This is a genomic window from Candidatus Deferrimicrobiaceae bacterium, from assembly GCA_036504035.1.
Classification (GTDB): domain Bacteria; phylum Desulfobacterota; class Deferrimicrobia; order Deferrimicrobiales; family Deferrimicrobiaceae; genus JANXPS01.
Genome location: DASXVV010000006.1, coordinates 69743 through 88889, shown reverse-complemented (window position 1 = coordinate 88889; position 19147 = coordinate 69743). Strand labels below are relative to the sequence as shown.

Here is a 19147-nt window from a genome sequence, read left to right as displayed (position 1 = left end):
ATTATGGAAGGAGATTTTTATGAGGAGGACGTGTCAGTCGCACGCGAGGGGTGGTCCCGGCCGGTCCCACGATTGTCGCAATATCGACAATTTGGGCGCGTCCAGGCCGGCCGCTTCCGTCGTGCGATATGTTGCTGAAGGAAATCGTTTATTATTCCGATGAGGAATATGAGGCCCGAGAGGACTTCGGAGGCAGCGTGAATCCGTTCTATGATTGGGTCGGCCGAAATCCCGAGTTGGTGTACCTTGTGTACGGGATGGCGTTCGCCATCATGGGCATCGCGATCTGGGTCCAACCGCACAAGGGCAGCCGCCACTCGCTTGCCGGCGTCCTGTGGCTCTACGTCGCTTACGCGCTCATCCACGCGCCGGCCGATTTCATCGACATGTGGACCGTCATCCACGGCCGGAACGAAGCGCTCTTCCGCGTTGCGCAGCTCCTCACCTACGTCTCCTACGCCTTCCTGTTCGAATTCGGCCGCCGCCTGCTGGGACTCGTGGGGCGCACGCTGCCGGCCTGGCTGATGCCGCTGCTCTTCGCGGCGATCGCCGCCTTATCCGTCCCGTCGGCGTTTCCCTGGGTCACTTCGAATGTCCTCGTCGGCTACCTGGTCCGCTTCCCGGGCGGGGTGCTGTCGGCGGCCGGCTTCTACCGCTATTACCTGGCGAATCGCACGGAACTCCAACCGCTCGGCAGCCGTAGGTATTTCCTGGGCGCGGCCGGCGCAACGTTGGCCTGGGCTTTCTTCTGCGGCTGCATCCGGGCCAATGCGGCTTTTTTCCCAGCGAACCTGCTGAATGTCGATACTTTTCTGGTTCAGATGCACGTGCCCGTCCACCTGTTCCGCACGTTTTTTGCCGTCGTCATGGCCTGGGCCGTGGTGGGCATCCTGCGGATCTTCGACCAGGAGATCGTCGCCCGGCTGGAGACGGCCCGGGAGGCGATCGCTCGGCAACTCACCGAGACCGAGCACCGCGCACTGGCCGACCGCCTGCGGTCCGACGAGGCGCTACGCGAAAGTGAAGAGCGTTATGCGCTGGCGGTTCGTGGTTCGAACGACGGCATCTGGGACTGGAACGTCCGCACGGGCGAGATGCATTTCTCCGAGCGTTGCCTCGAGATGATGGGGTACGCCGAGCGCGAGGTCGAATACAACGTCGATGCGTGGTCGAGCCGGATCCACCCCGACGATTTCGACCGCGTCACCGCGGCGCTGGCCGACCTGACGGGCGGCCGTAACCGTCACATCGACACCGAGTATCGCCTGTTGCACAAGGACGGCAGTTACCGCTGGGTCCAGGGGCGGGGGACCTGCCTGTTCGACGAGGCGGGGCAACCGGTCCGTATCGCCGGATCGCTGACCGACCTGACCGCGCGCAAGCGACTTGAGGATCAGCTTCTCCAGGCCCAGAAGATGGAGGCGGTCGGACGATTGGCCGGCGGCGTCGCCCACGATTTCAACAACCTGCTGACGGCGATCCTCGGTTATTGCGAGCTTCTGCTCGGCCGCCTCGACCCGCGCAACCCGAACCGGCACGATATCGAGGAGATCAACAAGGCGGGCGAGCGCGCCGCGTCGCTGACCGGGCAGCTCCTGGCCTTCAGCCGCAGGCAGATGCTCCAGCCCAGGGTGGTCAACCTGAACGACGTCGTGCGCGACATGGACAAGATGCTCCAGCGGCTGATCGGGGAGGATATCGAGCTCGAGACGCGCACGCAGGCCGGCATCCCGAACATCCTGATCGATCCGGGTCAGCTGGAGCAGGTGCTCGTGAACCTGGCGGTCAATGCGCGCGACGCGATGCCCGACGGGGGGCGCCTCATCGTCGAGACCTCGGCCGTGGGCGTCGAGGACCATGCCGGCCTGCTGGAATCCGGTATCGGGATGCCGCTCCCCGCCGTGCTCCTCAGCGTGTCCGACACCGGGATCGGCATGGACGACGAGACCCGCGAGCACATCTTCGAACCCTTCTTCACGACCAAGGAAAAGGGAAAAGGAACCGGGCTGGGGCTGTCGACGACCTACGGGATCGTCCAGCAGAGCGGAGGGCACGTCCTCGTCGAGAGCTCACCCGGGAACGGGGCGACCTTCCGGATCTACCTGCCTTCGGTCACGGGGGACGTCGGCGTCGGAAAAATCGAGAAACCGGCCGAGGCGATGCCCGTCCGTGGTGAGCTGCTGCTTGTCGTCGAGGACGAGGAAGCGGTCCGCCGGCTGGTGCGCGAATCGCTCGAGCAGGCCGGGTACCGGGTACTCGTGGCGGCGGACGGCGTCGAGGGGGTCGAGCTCGCGAAGCAGCACCTCGGAGAGATCCGCCTCGTCCTGTCCGATATCGTGATGCCGCGGCTGGGCGGCTGCGAGATGGCCGACCGGATCGAGGAGATGTGCCCGGGCGTCGGGATCGTGCTGATGTCGGGCTACACCGAGGAGTCGGTCGCGCAGCAGGGGGCGATGGGAAAGGGGCGGGGGTATCTCCAGAAGCCGTTCCGGCCCGCGGCGCTGGTCCGGAAGATCCGCGAGGCGATGGGGATCGTGTCGCCCTAGTCGCCCGGCTTTTTCCAGGGCGAGGCGAGGGCGTGCTTCTTCATCTTGTAGCCCACTTGTCGCGGCGTCCAGCCGAGCAGCTTCGCGGCGCGGGCGATGACCCAGCCGGCGTTGTCGAGCGCCTGGCGCAACTCTTCCTTTTCCATATCCTTCAGATAAGCGGCGCGCGAGGCGGGCGGGTGGCCCTTCGGGGCCTGGGCGGCCGTTCCCGCCTGCGCGGCTTCGGTGGCGGCCTCGGGCGGCGGCGCAATGGTCGTTAGGATCGTGCCGGCCCGATAGGTCCGGACCCCGCGCGGAAGATCCGCCGCCTGGACGACGGGGGCGCGGGCCATGACCACCGTGCGCTCGACGAGGTTCTCGAGCTCGCGGACGTTGCCCGGCCACCGGTAGTCGAGCAGCAGCTCGATGGCGTCGGGCGAGAAAGAGATGTTCTTCCCGTGCTCCCGGTTGAAGCGCTCGATGAAATGCTCGAGCAAAGGGAGGATGTCCTCGCGCCGGTCGCGCAGCGGCGGCAGGAACAGCGGGATGACGTTGAGCCGGTAGTAGAGGTCTTCCCGGAAACGCCCCTCCTCGACCATCTTCTCGAGGTCGGCGTTGGTGGCCGCGATGATGCGCACGTCGACGGCGATCGTGCGGTTCTCGCCCAGCCGCTCGAACTTGCGTTCCTGGAGGACGCGCAACAGCTTGACCTGCGTGGGCACCGGGATGTCGCCGATCTCGTCAAGGAAGATGGTTCCGCCGGAGGCTTCCTCGAAACGCCCCTTGCGTTCCTCGACCGCGCCCGTGAACGCGCCCTTTTTGTGGCCGAACAGCTCGGACTCGAGCAGCGTCTCGGGCAGCGCGGCGCAGTTGACGGTGATCATCGGTCGCTCGGCGCGCTTGCCCGCCAGGTGGATCGCGCGGGCGATCATCTCCTTGCCCGTGCCGCTCTCGCCCCGGAGCAGCACCGTGGCGCGGGAGGCCGCGACGCTGACGACCGAGGCGAACACCTCCTGCATCCGCTTGCTCTGCCCGATGATGTTCTCGATCCGGTAGGTCTTGCGGATGGTCTTCTCGAACTCCTGCCGCTGCCGCTGGAACTCCTCCTGCAGCCGCTCGAAGGCGGTGTTCAGCTTCATCGCCTGCCCGATGAGGTAGCCGACGATCACCAGCGTGCGCGTATCGCCCTCGAGCGCCTGCGTCCCCAGGCGGCCGATGCGGGTGGCGGTAAGAACGCCCAGCACCTCGTTGCCGATCTTGATGGGAACCGAGAGGTAGGCGACCGGCTCGGGAGAATCGGCGTGAACGCCTGTCTTGTCGAGGAACATCGGCTCCTGGCGCACGTCGGGGATGACGATGGGGCTTCCGGTCTTGACCGTTTTGCCGACGATCCCTTCGCCCCAGACGTAATGCGCGCGTTCGGCTTCCTCGCGGGAATAGCCGACGCTCGCCTCCATGCGGAGCTCGCGCGTCGCGGGGTCGGGGAAAAGGAGAGCGGCCCGGTCGAACCCGAGGAGACTCTGGAGGGTGCGCAGCGTCGTCCCGAGGGCGCGCTCCAGGTTCCGGGTGGATGCGAGCAACTTGGCGACTTCGTGGATGGCGGTGAGATCGGCGCTGGCGGTAAATCGGTAATCGTTCATCCCGTGATTATGGCCTGCGTTATATAATGCGGTCAAACTCGAAACGCCCGGAGGTGCCGCATGCGCAACGTTCGTCCGTTTTCCGTATCGACGGTGTTGGTGTCGTTGATCGCCGGAATGTCGCTGCTCGCGTCGGGATGTGCCTGCATGCGCCACAAGGGCGCCGCCTGCGACAACGCCGCGAAAGCGGCGAAGCACGGCAAGGGAGAGCTGCCGACCGAGATCGGGGTCACGCTCCATCTGGAAGAAGGCAACTCGTGGAAGGGCCGATTCGTCTCCACGGGCGAGGTCCGTCGGACGCTGCGCGCGGCCGACGGCAAGGAGACCGTCCGGAACCGTTCGCTGGGGCTCGAGCTCACGGCGGTCCAGACCGTCAAGAGCGTCAAGGACGGCATCGCCCGGATCGAGATCCGCGAGTCCGCCGCGAAGATCCTGCAGGACGGCAAGTTCGTCGACGCGCCGTTCCGCCGGCTCTCCCCGCCCGAGACCTTCTATTTCACGCTCGACACGAATACCGGGAAGGCCGATTGCACCGAGATGGCCAAGGCCTGGCGCGACTGGATGGCGACGGTCAAGGACAGCCCCGCGGGCGACATCCTCGGCAAGACGTTCCGGCTCGAGGGCTACCTGGCGCAGATGCAGGATCTCTACACCAAGCCGTTTACGCGGCTGGCGGGCCGGAAACTCACCAGGGAATACCGGGCCATCGAGGAGAAGGATTTCCTGCTGCCCTTCGTCGGCCCCAGCGTCGACCTGGGCCCCATGCAGGTCAAGACCGAGCTGGCCTATGAAGGATTCGAAGTGAGCCACGGGAAGCATTTCCTCAACGCGGCCGGGAAATATGCCGGCGAGTCCCGGCTCTCGCCCGAGCTTCTGACCGAGCGGCTCGAGGATTTCGGCGTCAAGCTGCCCGGGCAGTACACCTCGAAGACGAGCGCAGCCGGCAACTTCCGCAGCGCCGTCGACATCATCTCCGGGCGCGAGATCCAGACCGACAGCCGGGTGACCTACACGGCGACCGCTTCCTTCGACGGCGCCACGCTGTCCGAAGAGATCGCCGCCAAGTTCCTGCTGGTACCGGAAGACTAAGGGGCGCCGCAAGAGGCACCCGATCGGGAGGGTAACGAACGTAATGGCCAAGACGTCGAAGTATTTGAAGGGCGCGCGCATCCTGCCGCCGCCGATCGGTGCGGGGGAGAAGGCCGCCGACCTGATCGACACCTTTTTCCTCGCCTATAACGCGGGACGTCTGCGCGAAGGGGCGCGGCTGCTCACGCAGAAGATGCTTCGCCCCGACGTGACCGTCGGCGTGTCGCTGACCGGCGCGCTGACGCCCGCGGGGCTCGGCGCCTCGTGCGTGGTGCCGCTCATCAAGGCGGGCGCGCTCGACTGGATCATCTCCACCGGCGCCAATCTGTACCACGACGCGCACTTCGCGCTCGGCATGCAGCTCCACGCCGGGTCGCCCTTCACCGACGACCGGGTGCTGCGCGACGAGGGCGTCGTCCGCATCTACGACATCCTGTTTTCCTATGAGGTGCTGCTCGACACCGACGCCTTCTTCCGGAAGGTGCTCGAGGCCGACGAGTTCCAGGCCGAGATGGGCACCGCCGAGTTCCACCACCGTATGGGGAGGTACCTGGCCGAGCGAGAGAAGGCGCTGGGGTTGGGCGAGGTCAGCGTGCTGGCCGCGGCATATCGCTACGGCGTGCCGGTCTACACCTCGTCGCCGGGCGACTCCTCCATCGGCATGAACGTCGCGGCGATGGCGCTCAAGGGCAAGGGCGTCAAGATCGACGTCTCCCGCGATGTCAACGAGACCGCGGCGATCGTCTACGCGGCGAAAAAGAAGGGCAAGAGCGCAGTCTTTATCTTGGGCGGCGGATCTCCCAAGAACTTCATGCTTCAGACCGAGCCGCAGATTCAAGAGGTGCTCGGCCTCGACGAGAAGGGGCACGACTACTTCCTCCAAGTTACCGACGCCCGTCCCGACACAGGCGGCCTCTCGGGCGCGACGCCGTCCGAGGCGGTGTCGTGGGGCAAGGTCGACCCCGACAACCTCCCCGACGCCGTCGTGTGCTACCTCGACACGACCATCGCGCTGCCGCTGCTCACGGCCTACGTGTTGACGCGCTCCAAGAAGCGGCCCTTGAAGCGGCTCTACGACCAGCGCGAAGAGCTCTATCTGGCGCTGCAGAAGGCCTACCTGTCGCGCGAGGCGAAAAAGGCGAAGAAGAAGTAAGACGCACACGCGACGACGAACGAAAAAGGCCGGAAGGGCGTTCGCCCCCCGGCCTTTTCCTTTCCAGGGAAAAATCCTGTCATGCGGCGGGAATGTCCTTCCCGATGTCGACGCCGATATCGTCCAACAGGATTCTCCCGCGATGGTTCGGGTCCAGCTTGAAATCGATCCTCTGGATGCAGGCGAGATCCAGGCGGGGATTGGACATCATGAACCGTGCCAGCGGGATCGAAACCGTCTGAAGGATCAGCACTTGCGAGGGCTTTTCGAGGAAGCCGAGGCGGGTCAACGAGTAACGCTGAGCGGGTTTGACCGGGAATATCCTCGACAATGGCAGACTCGCGCTTTGTCCGTTTCGATCGGTAAGAATTACGCTGATTTCAGGGCTGGTGGTCGTGTCCGGAAACGCGATCGAAAACATCAGGCGATCGGAAGGCATCATCCCCTCCACGATGTTGCGCGTCCCGCGAAGATCGATGTCCTGTTCCCGCCATTGAGTCAGTCCCTCGCCGCTGATCGTCCCGCCGGGGATAGTGGTTGTCGATAGATCGATATCCTCGTCGAAATCCGCGATGGGGCGAAATCCCGAATCCTCGTACCGGCTGACGTATGTGGTCTTGGGAAGCCAACCCTGCATCAGGCGATAATCCCGAAACAGCGGGATGTAACGTTCATCCCCTTTAAGGGTCGCATCGAGAAAAGCCGAGACGCAGGTTTTCGCGATGTCACGCTGGTCGGACGCGCCCAGTTGTGCGCTCATGTCGGTGAGCACCCGCGTCGGGAAGGAGAGATCGTAGATTCCCCAGTCGGAATTGAACTGGCTGTGGTTGGCGCCGCCGATATAGAGAGCCGACTTCATGTAGTGCCGGTCGGGATCGGTGAACCGGACTCTTTGGAAAACCCTGGCCCCGATGACGCTTGGAACCTGCCTGTCGTGCGTTCCTTCGAGAAGCAGGTAGTTCACGTTCTCGATCTTCGACGGGGTCGATCGTTCATAACGGGATTGCGTGATGTCGCTCGGTGCGAACGCGATCAGCGTGCGAATCCCGAAGTGGAAATCGAAGGGGATATTGCCGTTCCGCGGGTACCTGCCCATTCGGTTGAAAGCCGCGGCAGCCGCGATCGCCTCGCCCCCGCGGGAGTGCCCGATCAGCGCAATCCGATCCATGTCGACCTTGCCGTGGAACCCGCTTCCCGGGTCCCGGTTCCACAGCTCCCAAACCTTGAGATGCTGAAGCAGGAGCCATCCCCTGGCGTCGATGTCCGATTCCGAAAACTCCCCGTACCGGTACCCGCCCGGGTTCAGGAAATTCTCGTCGACGGAAGCGACGATATAGCCCCGACTTGCGAGCAACTCGCCAAGGTATGCGAACCCGCCATCCGAGAAGGTGGTCATGCCGCACATCCCGTGAACGATCAGGACCAGCGGGAAGGGTCCCTTGCCCTCGGGGTACCAGACTCTCCCATTGATCGGGAGCGCCGTCTCATCGAATCCCCAGTAGCCGGTTCGTGCGATGGACCACTGGGCAGGAACGAAAGGAGAGCCACTGACCGTCCGGGTACGGATCGAGACCCCGGCTCCATATTCAGGTCGGTGTCGGTCGGTGCCGGTTCCGTAGGTCAGGGTCTTGACCGGGTAACTCCCCGGGTCTCCCGGAAACGGCACCCCCGGGACCGCTTGCTTCTCCCTGAGGATTTCGACTATTGCCGCTTCCTGATTCCCCGCAAATGCTTTGTAGACCCAATACGAGACATTCAACAGCGCCGCCATGCCCAGAAAAGTGATCGCCATGATCATCGGGAACATCAGGGTGGCCTTTCCTGCAAGGGAGACAGCGGCGGATACAAGAGCGCCGGCGGCCATGGATGCGGCAATGGTTATCGGAAGATTCGTTCCGAACGGTTCGATCGGGAACGTTGACAACAGGCCGAAGAAGCACCATGAGATCGTGATCCAGGATCCGAGGATGACCGAAGCGGTCAACGTCGGAAGTTTGCCGGCGATCCGGAGGACTCCGAAGGCAATGGCGGCCAGGAGCGGCAGATAGAGCAGGGCGAAAAGCAATTTCATGAATATGCTTTGCCCGACTGCGTATTCGGGTTGAAGGATGGCGACCAGGCCGAGCGAAACCAATCCGACAAACAGCTCCAGACCGTGGGAACGAACCCGCCTTTGCGAACCGATGGTCCCCGATGTTTCAGGATGCTGCATTTCTCTGTTCCCAGGGTTCAAGGCTTGTAAAATCCGGTTCCAGTCGCATCACTCGCCTGTTCGCCGCGCGATGGTGTTCCGGTACGCCGTCTGTTCCTCAATCGCAGAAGGTACGGGAGGTCTTCTCCGAAATCGAAGGGAATGGGTTCGCACATACTTCCGCAGCATCTCCCGTTCGTTGATCCGCCCTTGGCCGAACAGACTGGTAATCACCATGCAAAGGAACATCACCCCACGTACGACGAGTGTCGCTCTCAATTCGTCACCCCCGGTCTGAATCCCTGAATTCCCGCCGTCATCTCCGGATAAAATGATCCCGGCGATTCTTCGCCCATGCGGCCTCATCGTGTCCGGAGTCCAGCGGCTTTTCTTTCCCGAAGCTCACCGTCGTAAGGAGGTTTTCATGAATGCCCAAGGCGACGAAGTATTTCCGGGCGCTGGTCGCCCGCCGTTCCCCAAGCGCCATGTTGTATTCGGCCGTCCCCCGCTCGTCGCAATGGCCTTCGATCAGGAGACGGGCTCCCGAGGTCTTCCGGAGATATTCGACGATGCCGAGGAGGATGGGTCTATCCTCCTCGCGGATGAGCGACTGATCGAAGTCGAAGTGGATATCCTTGAAGATAGATGCTTGTTCCCGGGTAAGGGCGGCACCCGCCACCCCGGAAACGGTAGATGTGGTGGAACTGGCGGTCGTGGAAGGCGGTTCTTTCCGAACCGCCGCACTGGCATTGGGTGTGTTCTTGCCCGGCCGAATCGTCTCGGAGGTGATGACGCCTTCTGGAGTTCTCGTGGACACCCCCGGTGTGTTCATCGTCGCGGTCGTTTGCCCGGGTGCCTTCGGCAACGTGGTGTCGTTCGCCCGGATCGTCTGCTTCTTCGCGCACCCGAACGTAGCGACACTCAGAATTACCAGCATTGCCATTGCGGTCGAAAAACGAGTCGCCTTTTCCATAAGCCCCCCCTGTGCCAGCCAAAGGAAGGGGTGGACCCGACCTTGACCGGTTGATAGTTTGTGTACCAACTATTGGTATCGTAATATAATGCATGGGCGGTTACAACAGGAAGCGTGGAGGCGGGAAGGTGACGAGCAGAAAGAAGACGATCGCGGAAGTCGTGGACAACCTGCGCCGGGTCGTGCAGGTCACGCACGAATATTCAAAGCGGTCGGAACGGGTCGCCGGCCTGACATCGCCTCAACTTTGGGCGATGAAAGTACTCGATGACGCCGGGCCGCTTAGGTTGTCCGACCTGGCGAGGCAGATGTACCTGCATCCCTCGACCCTCGTAGGTATCGTCGACCGGTTGGAGGCACGGGGGTATGTCACGCGTACGCGGTCGAAAACGGACCGGCGCGAAATTGCAGTCGCTTTGACCGAAGACGGCAGGGAGACGGCGGAGAAAACCCCGGAGGTGGCGCAGGTGCTCCTGCTGATGGGCCTCGAATCGCTCAAGGCAACGGACCTTCAGGTGATCGCGGAAGGGATGGAACTTCTGGTCAAGATGCTCGGAGCCCAGGAACTCCCTCCGAAACTGCTTTTCTCATCCGAGGTCAACCGTCCCAGGATCAGAAAAGAAATTCCCCCGCGCGAAATAGAGGCCCCTGCCGCCAGGACTCGTCGGGTCAAAAAATGAAGGCACGCCTCAAGGTGAAAACGCTCTTTTTCGTCCACATGCTTCGCTGGACGGTTCTTTCGATGATCGTCGGGGCATTGGTAGGCCTGAGCACGACGGCGTTCCTAAAGTCCCTTGCTTGGGCGACGGCGCTCTTTGGTCGGAACCCCTATTCCCTCCTCGCGTTGCCGCTGGTCTTTCTTGCCAGCAGCGAACTGGTTCGCCGCCTGGCTCCGGAGGCCGAGGGACACGGCACTGAGCGGGTCATCGCCGCCATCCACGAAAAGATGGGCAGGATTCCACTGGCGGTCATCCCCGTGAAGCTGGTCGCCACGGTGATCACACTCTCCGGAGGCGGATCCGCGGGGAAGGAAGGCCCCTGCGCCCAGATCGGCTCAGGGCTTGCTTCGGCGTTCGCGAGTCTGCTCCGTCTGGACGATGTCGATCGACGCAAGCTGGTCATCTGTGGGGTCAGCGCCGGGTTCGCATCCGTCTTCGGGACCCCTGTCGGCGGTGCCTTGATGGGCATCGAGGTACTGTTCCTGGGGCGGATTCTGTACGACGTGCTGTACCCCTCGTTCATCGCGGGAATAACGGGCTTCTTCGTGTCTCACATGCTTGGGGCAACCTTTTTCTACCGCACTATCCCGAACATCCCGGCCGTCAGCGAGACCTTCTTTCTCGAAATGATCCCGATGGGGATCTGGTGCGGACTGGTCGCCATCCTTTTGATCGAAGGGCTGGCATTGACGCACAAAGGCTTCAAGTCGCTCCCGATTCCTCCCGTCCTTAAACCGCTGCTTGGTGGAACGCTTGTCGCCGTGGTCGGCTTCTTCGTGTCGAAAGATTATCTGGGATTGGGGCTCAGGTTCATCGAGGCGGGCGTATTCGGGGCGGCTCTTTCACCCACTGCGTTCCTTTGGAAGATCGGCACCACATCCGTTACATTGGCGGCAGGAGGGAGCGGCGGCGTCGTGACGCCCATCTTCTTCGTCGGCGCCTCGGCGGGGAACATATTCCACCTGATCGGCGGGAACGAGCACATCGCAGCCTATACCGCGATCGGGATGGTTGCACTCCTGGCGGGAGCTGCCAACACGCCGATCGCCGCATCCGTCATGGCGATAGAGTTTTTCGGGCCGGCGATCGCTCCGTATGCCGCCGTCGCCTGCATCGTCAGTTATCTGGTCACCGGCCATCGCAGCGTGTACGCGAGCCAGGTTCTATTTATCCACAAGATGGGAATGCCGGTAACGGACTCCACCGGGATTTCCGTTCGCGATGTCATGGCCGCAAAGAAAGCATTCCTTGATCCTTCATCGTGGTATTCCGCCATGCGGAATAAACGGAAGTCGGCCCGGTGATTCGATTACGGCAGCAGGTGGAGCAGGAGGCGGCCGGCGGCCCAGGCGTCGGCCTCGGCCCGGTGGAACGACGAGGTGATGCCGAATTCGCGGCAGACGGCCGCCAGGTTGTTCGACCGGAAGCGGCCGCTGTTGCGGGCGAGCGCCAGCGTGTCGACGACCGGGTTGCCGGGCCAGTCGAGACCGGCGATGCGCGACTCGGCGCGAAGGAACGACAGGTCGAACGGCGCGTTGTGGAAGACGAGAGGGTCGTCGCCCAGGAATTCGACGATCCGCGGGTAAAGGTCGGAGAAGGTCGGGGCGCCGGCCACCATTGCGTCGGTGATGCCGTTGACGGCCGAGGCGCCGGACGGGATGGGGCGCAGCGGGTTGACGAACGAGACGAACGAATCGAGGGCGGACCCGCGCAGGAAGCGGACCATCCCGACCTCGCAGATCCGGTCGCCCGAATCGGGTGACAGCCCCGTCGTCTCGACGTCGGCCGCGACGTATGGGACGTCCCGCAACCTGGCCAGCCAATCCTGCATGCCCGCCTCTCCCTTCTCCATCGATTATATAATGCCGCAAGTTTCATGAATCGCGGCCGATGAGATTCGCATATTATTAAAGACCTGACCAACTTAACCAGCATCAGGAGGAATCGATCAATGAAAAAATGGCGTTGTATCCCGTGCGGCTTCATCTACGATCCCGCGGTCGGCGATCCCGACAGCGGCGTCGAGCCCGGCACGCCGTTCGAGAACCTGCCCGATGACTGGGCCTGCCCCCTTTGCGGTGCGTCCAAGTCCGAATTCGAACCGGCCGACGAATAGAGCGGATGGGAGAGGCGCAGAAGATGGCACCGATTACGCTGGCATCGAACGTGTTCGCGGTCGGGGTCAAGGATCCCGGCCTGGCCGTTTTCGACATCGTCATCCCGACCGAGTTCGGGACCACCTATAACGCCTATCTCGTCAAGGGAACCGAGAAGACCGCGCTCATCGAGAGCGTCAAGCGCCCCTTCGCGGCCGAGTGGTTGGCGAACATCGCCAAGGTGGCGGAGGTCGTCAAGATCGACTACATCGTGATCAACCACTCCGAGCCCGACCATTCGGGCGCGCTCGTCGACCTGATCGCCGCGAACCCGGGCGTCACGGTCGTGCTCTCCCGGTCGGCCAAGACCTTCGTCGACAACATCGTCAACGGCGAGTACAAGTCGCTCGTGGTCGGCGACAACGACACGCTGCCGCTGGGCGGCAAGACGCTGACCTTCCTCAACACGCCGTTCCTGCACTGGCCCGACACGATGCTCACCTGGCTGGCCGAGGACGGCATCCTGTTCTCGTGCGACTTCCTCGGGGCGCATTACAGCTCCGCGGAATATTTCGACGACGAGATCAAGAAGCCCGAGGATCACTGGCGCGCGTTCGAGTTCTACTACGGCACCATCATGCGGCCGTTCCGCGAGCACGTCCTCAAGGCGGCCCTTCGGCTCAAGGACATGCCGATCCGGATGGTCGCCACGTCCCATGGGCCGATCCTGCGCAAGGATCCGAAGAAGTTCCTCGCCCGCTACGAGGAGCGCGCCTCGGTCCTGTCGCGCGTCACCGAAAAGAAGGTGCCGGTCGTCTATGCCTCGTCCTACGGCAACACGGCTGCGATGGCGGTCAAGGTGGCCGAGGGGCTCAAGGCGGGCGGCGTCACGCCCGAGCTTTTCAATATTGTCGAGACGCCGATGGGCACGATCATCGACGCGTTCGAGCAGGCGGCAGGCGTCCTCTTCGGCACCCCGACGCTCAACGGGACCGTGCCGCACCCGATCCTCGACCTGATCGGCAACCTGGTCGTCCTCAACATGAAGGGGAAACCGGCGTCGGTGTTCGGTTCTTACGGCTGGAGCGGCGAGGCCGTCAAGGCGGTGTCCGACATCCTCACCGCGATGCGGTTCAAGGTGGCGGTCGAGCCGATCAAGGTCAAGATGACGCCTTCCGAGGCCGAGCTCGCGCAATGCTTCGAATTCGGCAGGCAGTTCGCGGCTGCGGCACTCGCCACGCCCTGAACCTTCCGCAGGGTCAGTGCTTTGGAATATCCCCGCTGCCCTCCTTGTGGAGAGCGACGTCGACGTCCCTCTTTTCATGCTGGTGCCGCTCGACCGCTTCTCCCCGGATGACCGCCTTGCAATGGATGCAGATGGAGTCGTCTTCGGGCTCGACAAGGCCGCATACGATGCATTTCTTGTGCGTGACATCGCTCATGGCAACCCTCCTGACGGCATTCTCCTAAGTCTATTATCTACCTGTTTAGCCCCCGAAGCTGCTTTTCGAGGCACTCGTCGCAGATCCCGTGGGAGACGTCGATGTCCTCGAGCTGCAACAGCGCCAGGCGCCGGTCTTCGTAATCGAACGGGATGGCGGTGACCAGCTGGTAGGTCTCGATCGTCCCCCGACCATCGGAGCGCTCCATCCGCATCCGTCTCCGGGTGACCGCTTCTCCCGCGATCGCTTTTCCGACCGAGTTCCGGATCACGCACTCGGAGCATTCGGCCGAGTGCCCGCATCCCTCGAAGGATCGCGTTGAACAGCGCCTGGAAATAATCGTGGGTCGGGTTAGCCTGGGACATCGATTCTCCGTTTGTCGGTCCGATTGGCGGCCGCGTCCCGGCGGAACAGCGACGCAACCTCCCGTTCATTGTGCAAGATACGGGAAAGACGATGCAAGGATTCCGCGCGCGCTTTTCGGGCGGCGCGCTCGACATCGCTCATGCCGCCTTTTTCCCCCAGGACCTTTTCGCGGAAATGCCGCGCCTCGGCCAGCATGACATCGAGATCGTGGATATCTCCCAGGAGCGTCTGGAAATCGTGGAGACGCGCGTCCGCTTCCGGGGCCCGCCCGGGAAGCAGCGCGCCGACGACTTCGGCGGAATAGCGGTAGGTCTTGAAGGCGAGGCGGAACACGTGGAGCGATTCGGGGGAAGGCTCGGCAAGGAAGACTCCTGCGTCCCTGACCAGCGCCTTTTCCAGCCCGCGGAGACGGTCGAGCATGGCCCCCTCGGGATCGTCGGGGATCGGGCGCGAAAAAGGGAGCGCCCGGAAGGCCGCCCGGATGCGGTTTGCCCGGGTGCGCCGCAGCGCGGCATCGGCCACGGTTTCCCATTTTTCCGTGTCGCTTTGCACCGCCAGCGCGTACTGCCACGAAACCGGGTCGGCCAGGGGAACCATCGCCCGGATGCGCAGGGTCTTGACGTGCGCGTCGCGCAGCCGTCCAAGCGGCTTCATCAGCCGGTTCAGCGTTTCGGGCAGCGTTCCTGAAAACGGAGTCCCTTGACCGACGAGCGGGGCGGCCATGTCGAGGAACGCGAGCAGCCTTCGGATCGCCACGCGAAGATCGTGCACCGATTCCTCTCCCGGTTTTCGGGAAGCGGCCCTGTGGGCGGCCAGGAAGCGTTCGAGCCGTTTTTCGCCGGCCTTGGCGAGGAACGTTTGGGTCAATCCTCGAGCGACTTGCGTAGATCGTCGACCAGCATTTCGATGCGGCCGAGATCTTTCCGGCGCCCCTTGCGCGGCTTGACGTCGAGTTCCCGGACCTCCTTGAGAAGCCGTTCGACGCGGTCCGGAGGCAGCTTGCGCTGCGCAAGGTCGTCGATGATCGACACGATGCTCCCCTCGATGTCGGCCAGGTAACGCTCGCCGATCTCGACGAAGATGGCCCGGACGCGCCGCATCTCGACGACAAGGAGCTCGCGGGCGACCTGCGGCGTCCGCTTGCGCGTCAATGCCTTGGCCACCGATTTCTTCCCTTCGGACGCGGGGAAACCTTTCGCGGCCGGCCCTTCCGCCGGCGCCGATTTGGCGGAGGGCCGTGCAGCCGGCTTCGCGGCCGCCTTTTTAGGAGGGGGTGTCTTCCGGGTCATCGCTTTTTCTCCTCGGGGGACTCGATGAACGCCTCGATGCGCGCCTGCAGGTCGCGGGTTACGGCCTGGCGGGAGCGGTTGCCGTTGATGATCTCGAAGCCGTAATCGTGCTGGAGCCGCGTGAAGACGCGGTTGAGCTCGGTCTGGTACCGGATGAAGGAATCGAACCAGTCGCGGCTGTAGCCGATGTCCATCCCGGATTCCCAGTAGTCGAGCTCTTTCCCGCGGTAGATGAACCGCTCGAGCAACTGTTGCGGCGGGACGCGCAGGTACATCACGAGGTCGGGGACGGGAGCGATGCTGTAGACGGAGCGGAGCCAGTCGATCTCGGCGCCCCGGACGAAGTCGCGCGCCATGAGCGTGTAGATGTACCGGTCGGCCAGGACGACGAAGCCGGCGCGCAGCGCCGGGATGATCCGGTTCTCGACCTGGTCGGCGAAGTCGGTGGCGTAGAAGAGGGAGAGCGTTCGGGGAGACAGGACATTTCCGTCTTTCGCGGCGGCCAGCTCTTCGCCGACGAGCTCGGAGCGGCGCAGGCCGACGTGGGCGACCGCGTGGCCGCGGCGCTCGAGCCAGTCGGTCAGGATCGCCGTCTGGGTGCTGCGCCCCGAGCCGTCCGCCCCTTCGATGACGATCAGCTTCCCGTGCAGGGAGGCCGGGTCGACGCCCGGCAGCCCTTCGCCGTAGAACCTCTTGGGCGCGCTCATCGGCTCACCACCTTGAACCGGGCGAGGTCGATCCGCTCCCGGATGATGTCGCGCACCTCTTCCTGCATGGTTTCGATCGGACGGTCCGAGGCGATGCGGGTAAAGCCGTGCTTCTTCGAGAGCGCCTCGTAGGACTTGTGGATGCGGCCCTGGAAGATCTTGAAGCTCTCGACGGGGTCAGGGGAAAGTCCGAGGTCCATTCCCGCCTCGTGGTACTTGAGCTCGGGCCTCCCGGCGAGGATGCGGTCGAGCGCCGTCTTGAGCGGCAGGTGGAAATAGAAGGTGATGTCGGGCTGCGCCGCGAAGCTGTAGAGCTTCTCGACCCACCGCTCGGGGCAGCCCCGGACCGTGTCGCGGGCGAGCGCCGTGTACTTGTAGCGGTCGGCAAGGACGATGAAGCCGGCCTTGAGCATCGGCAGGATGTTGCGCTCGTACCGATCTGCGAAGTCGGTGCAGTGGATGAGCGAGAAAGTGGTCGGCGTGAGCAGGTTGCGCTTCTTCCCGCGCTTCGTGGCGTTCTTCACGATCGCCGACGAATTCCACTCGGTGAAAAAGACTTTGTACCCCTCGAGTTCGAGCCACCGGCGGACGAGGTAGATCTGCGTCGATTTGCCCGACCCGTCGAGCCCTTCGACGGCGATCAGCTTGCCAGGGTAATCGTGCGGCTCACGCGCTGTGCGGGGAATCCGGTTGACCATGCGGGTCTATGCCTCCTTGCGGATCTCGAGTGCGACGTCGATGCCGAAGACCTCGCGGAACATCTGGGCGTTTCGTTCGAAGCCGAGCGATTCGAGGCGGCAGCTCTTCCGGCTGGCCGCCGAGATCCGGAGAACGCCCCCGCGCATCCGGCAGTCGATCCCGCGGATCGCGCCCAGGTGCTCCTTGTCGAGGGCGTCGGCCAGCCGAAGCAGGGCGGCGAGCCGCCGGACGGCGACGCGCTCCTTCTTGGGCAGACCCTCGAACTCGGCGTGCTCTTTTTTGGGAAGCGCCTTCCGGTGGTATCGGGCGACATGGGCGGCGATCGACCGCTCCTGCGGGGGGAAGCCGACGATCTCGGCGTTGGAGATGATGTAAAAGCTGTGCTTGTGATGCTTCTGGATGCTGATGTAGTAGCCGATGTCGTGCAGCAGCGCCGCGACTTCGAGACGCAGCCGGTCGCCGGGGGGCATTCCGTGGACCTTTTCGGTGCCGTCGAACAGCCGCGTCGCGAGGAACGCGACCTTCTCGGCGTGGGAGCGGTCGATCTTGAACCGCTCGCCCAGCTCGCGGCAGGAGACGAGCACCTGGGCGCGCAGGTCGTCGCTGTGCTCGACTTCCCGCGTGCGGGCCAGGGCATCGAGGATCAGGCCATCCTTGAGCGAGACGCGCGGCACGAGGATCTCGGCGCTGCCGTTGAGTTTCGCGAGCATGTGGTAGACGAAGCAGGCGGGGAGGATGACGTCGGCGCGATCTTCCCGCAGGCCGTAGCGTGCGATGCGCGCCTTGACGGTCATGCCCGAGAGCGTCTCCATCACCGTGCGCAGCTTCGAGGTGCGAAGGACGAGCGTGCCGGGATATGTGGGATGTGGGACGGCGCCGATGTCCGACAGGGAGGCGATCGTCTCCATGTTTCCGCCCGTCGCGATGAATATATCGGCTTTTTCTGCGCCCTTGCGCCGCAGCTTGCGCCCCATCAGCTCCATGTAATCGCGGAGAAGGGCGCCGCCGCGCGCCGGGTCGTCGCCGGCGGAGGAGAGCACGTCGAGCAGCCGGACCGCGCCGAAGTTGTGCGATTCGGCCAGCGTGATGCGGCCGTTCTCGATGCGGCTGACCTCGACCGAGCCGCCCCCCAGGTCGACGATGAGCGCGTTCCGCTTCTTGAGCGGGATCCGGCTCCCGACGGCCAGCGCGACCAGCCGCGCCTCCTCGTCGCCGGGAATCACCTCGACCCGGATCCCGGAGGCTTTCTCGATCCGCGCGATCACCTGCTCCCCGTTGACCGCCTCGCGGATGGAGGCCGTCGCCACGGCGCGAACGACCCTTGCGCGGTAGCGTTGCAGCGCCTGCCGGAAGCGGCGAAACGCCTCCTCGGCCTTGCGGATGTTTTCGGGGCGGATGGTGCCGGACAGGAACACGTCGCCGCCGAGCCGGATCGGCTCGCGGATATTCTCGATCACCCGGTAGGACGCCGGGCCGGTCGGCTCCACCACGTAGAAGCGGATGGCGTTGGAGCCCATGTCGATCGCGGCTAGCGTGCTCACGTAACCGATGATACCCGCGTCGACTTTTTTACGCCAGCGGCCCCTGGTGGCGCACATCCTTTCCCTTGACCATGAAAACGACATCCTCGCAGATGTTGGTCGCGTGGTCGGCGATCCGCTCGAGGCTTCGGGAAACCAGGATGAGGTCCATCGCCCGCGGGATGGTCGTGGGGTCGCTCATCATGTAGGTGAGCAGCTCCCGGAACACCTGGTCCTTGAGCTGGTCGACCTCGTCGTCGAGCGCGATGGTTTCCATGGCCATTGCCTCGTCCCCGTGCACGAACGCGTCGAGCGCGTTCTTGAGCATGCCATCGGCGATCTGCGCCATCCGCGGGATATCGATCAGTGGCTTGAGCGGCGGGACGGCCAGCAGGGATGCGGCGCGCTGGGAGATGTTGGTCGCCTGGTCGCCGATCCGCTCCAGGTCGGTGTTGATCTTCATCGCCGCTGTGATGAAGCGAAGGTCGCCGGCGGCAGGCTGGCGCAGGGCGATCGTTTCGAGGCAGACCTCGTCGATATCGACGTGCAGCCGGTTGACCTGGTTTTCCATGGCGCGCACTTCGTCCATGAGGCCGGCATTGCGCTCGACCAGCGCGTTGATGGCGCAGTCGACCATCCGTTCGGCCAGCCCCCCCATCCGAAGCACCATTTCCTTGAGCTCGCCGAGCGCTTCCGAATAATGCCTTGCTGCGGTCATCTTCTACGCTCCTTCTTCGT

Annotated in this window: 19 protein-coding genes; 7 read left to right on the top strand and 12 right to left on the bottom strand. The window is 63.8% G+C overall.

The window, feature by feature from the left end; translation table 11 throughout:
- Positions 1-197: 197 nt before the first annotated feature.
- Complete coding sequence (locus tag VGK27_01745) at positions 198-2546, top strand: PAS domain-containing protein (GenBank protein ID HEY3488826.1); 2349 nt, start codon at positions 198-200, stop codon at positions 2544-2546.
- On the opposite strand, the gene nifA is transcribed toward VGK27_01745, so the two are convergent.
- On the bottom strand, positions 2543-4165 hold the full coding sequence (gene nifA, locus VGK27_01740) for a nif-specific transcriptional activator NifA (GenBank protein HEY3488825.1): 1623 nt from the start codon (positions 4163-4165) through the stop codon (positions 2543-2545). The two genes, VGK27_01745 and nifA, sit on opposite strands and share 4 nt — an antisense overlap.
- 60 nt (positions 4166-4225) lie before the next feature.
- Between nifA and VGK27_01735 the strand changes: the two genes are divergently transcribed.
- Complete coding sequence (locus VGK27_01735; protein ID HEY3488824.1) at positions 4226-5254, top strand: hypothetical protein; 1029 nt, start codon at positions 4226-4228, stop codon at positions 5252-5254.
- Between the two features lie 43 nt (positions 5255-5297).
- Positions 5298-6407 (top strand): deoxyhypusine synthase, encoded by a 1110-nt coding sequence (gene speY, locus VGK27_01730; GenBank protein HEY3488823.1) that lies wholly within the window; start codon positions 5298-5300, stop codon positions 6405-6407.
- 79 nt (positions 6408-6486) lie between these two features.
- Here speY and VGK27_01725 read toward each other — a convergent pair whose 3' ends face one another.
- Complete coding sequence (locus VGK27_01725; protein HEY3488822.1) at positions 6487-8478, bottom strand: hypothetical protein; 1992 nt, start codon at positions 8476-8478, stop codon at positions 6487-6489.
- A 436-nt stretch (positions 8479-8914) separates the two neighbouring features.
- Entirely contained in the window at positions 8915-9571 is a 657-nt protein-coding gene (locus tag VGK27_01720; protein ID HEY3488821.1) for an OmpA family protein, read from the bottom strand.
- 128 nt (positions 9572-9699) lie between these two features.
- On the opposite strand from VGK27_01720, the gene VGK27_01715 reads away from it, so the two are divergent.
- Both VGK27_01715 and VGK27_01710 read left to right on the top strand, forming a co-directional pair.
- Complete coding sequence (locus VGK27_01715; protein HEY3488820.1) at positions 9700-10251, top strand: MarR family transcriptional regulator; 552 nt, start codon at positions 9700-9702, stop codon at positions 10249-10251.
- A complete protein-coding gene (locus VGK27_01710; GenBank protein ID HEY3488819.1) occupies positions 10248-11594 on the top strand; it encodes a chloride channel protein in 1347 nt (448 codons plus the stop codon). The genes VGK27_01715 and VGK27_01710 overlap by 4 nt, the downstream gene beginning before the upstream one ends.
- Positions 11595-11599: 5 nt before the next feature.
- On the opposite strand, the gene VGK27_01705 is transcribed toward VGK27_01710, so the two are convergent.
- Entirely contained in the window at positions 11600-12121 is a 522-nt protein-coding gene (locus VGK27_01705; protein HEY3488818.1) for a 3'-5' exonuclease, read from the bottom strand.
- A 120-nt stretch (positions 12122-12241) separates the two neighbouring features.
- Here VGK27_01705 and VGK27_01700 point away from each other — a divergent pair, with 120 nt between their 5' ends.
- A complete protein-coding gene (locus tag VGK27_01700; GenBank protein ID HEY3488817.1) occupies positions 12242-12406 on the top strand; it encodes a rubredoxin in 165 nt (54 codons plus the stop codon).
- A 23-nt stretch (positions 12407-12429) separates the two neighbouring features.
- Positions 12430-13632 (top strand): FprA family A-type flavoprotein, encoded by a 1203-nt coding sequence (locus VGK27_01695; GenBank protein HEY3488816.1) that lies wholly within the window; start codon positions 12430-12432, stop codon positions 13630-13632.
- A gap of 13 nt (positions 13633-13645) precedes the next feature.
- On the opposite strand, the gene VGK27_01690 is transcribed toward VGK27_01695, so the two are convergent.
- From VGK27_01690 to phoU, 8 genes are all read right to left on the bottom strand, one after another.
- Positions 13646-13828, bottom strand: a complete 183-nt coding sequence (locus VGK27_01690; protein HEY3488815.1) for a hypothetical protein — start codon at positions 13826-13828, stop codon at positions 13646-13648.
- A gap of 37 nt (positions 13829-13865) precedes the next feature.
- Positions 13866-14099, bottom strand: coding sequence for a hypothetical protein (locus VGK27_01685; GenBank protein ID HEY3488814.1), 234 nt, complete (start codon positions 14097-14099; stop codon positions 13866-13868).
- Between the two features lie 80 nt (positions 14100-14179).
- On the bottom strand, positions 14180-15061 hold the full coding sequence (locus tag VGK27_01680; protein HEY3488813.1) for a CHAD domain-containing protein: 882 nt from the start codon (positions 15059-15061) through the stop codon (positions 14180-14182).
- Positions 15058-15483 carry a hypothetical protein gene (locus VGK27_01675; GenBank protein ID HEY3488812.1) on the bottom strand — a complete coding sequence of 142 codons (426 nt, stop codon included), beginning with the start codon at positions 15481-15483 and terminating at the stop codon, positions 15058-15060. The genes VGK27_01680 and VGK27_01675 overlap by 4 nt, the downstream gene beginning before the upstream one ends.
- On the bottom strand, positions 15480-16190 hold the full coding sequence (locus VGK27_01670; protein HEY3488811.1) for a hypothetical protein: 711 nt from the start codon (positions 16188-16190) through the stop codon (positions 15480-15482). Before VGK27_01670 ends, VGK27_01675 begins: the two co-directional genes overlap by 4 nt.
- A complete protein-coding gene (locus tag VGK27_01665) occupies positions 16187-16888 on the bottom strand; it encodes a thymidylate kinase (protein HEY3488810.1) in 702 nt (233 codons plus the stop codon). The genes VGK27_01670 and VGK27_01665 overlap by 4 nt, the downstream gene beginning before the upstream one ends.
- Before the next feature lie 6 nt (positions 16889-16894).
- Positions 16895-18487: a Ppx/GppA phosphatase family protein gene (locus tag VGK27_01660; GenBank protein ID HEY3488809.1), complete on the bottom strand. Its 1593-nt coding sequence runs from the start codon at positions 18485-18487 to the stop codon at positions 16895-16897.
- A complete protein-coding gene (gene phoU, locus VGK27_01655; protein ID HEY3488808.1) occupies positions 18459-19127 on the bottom strand; it encodes a phosphate signaling complex protein PhoU in 669 nt (222 codons plus the stop codon). Before phoU ends, VGK27_01660 begins: the two co-directional genes overlap by 29 nt.
- Positions 19128-19147 lie beyond the last annotated feature (20 nt).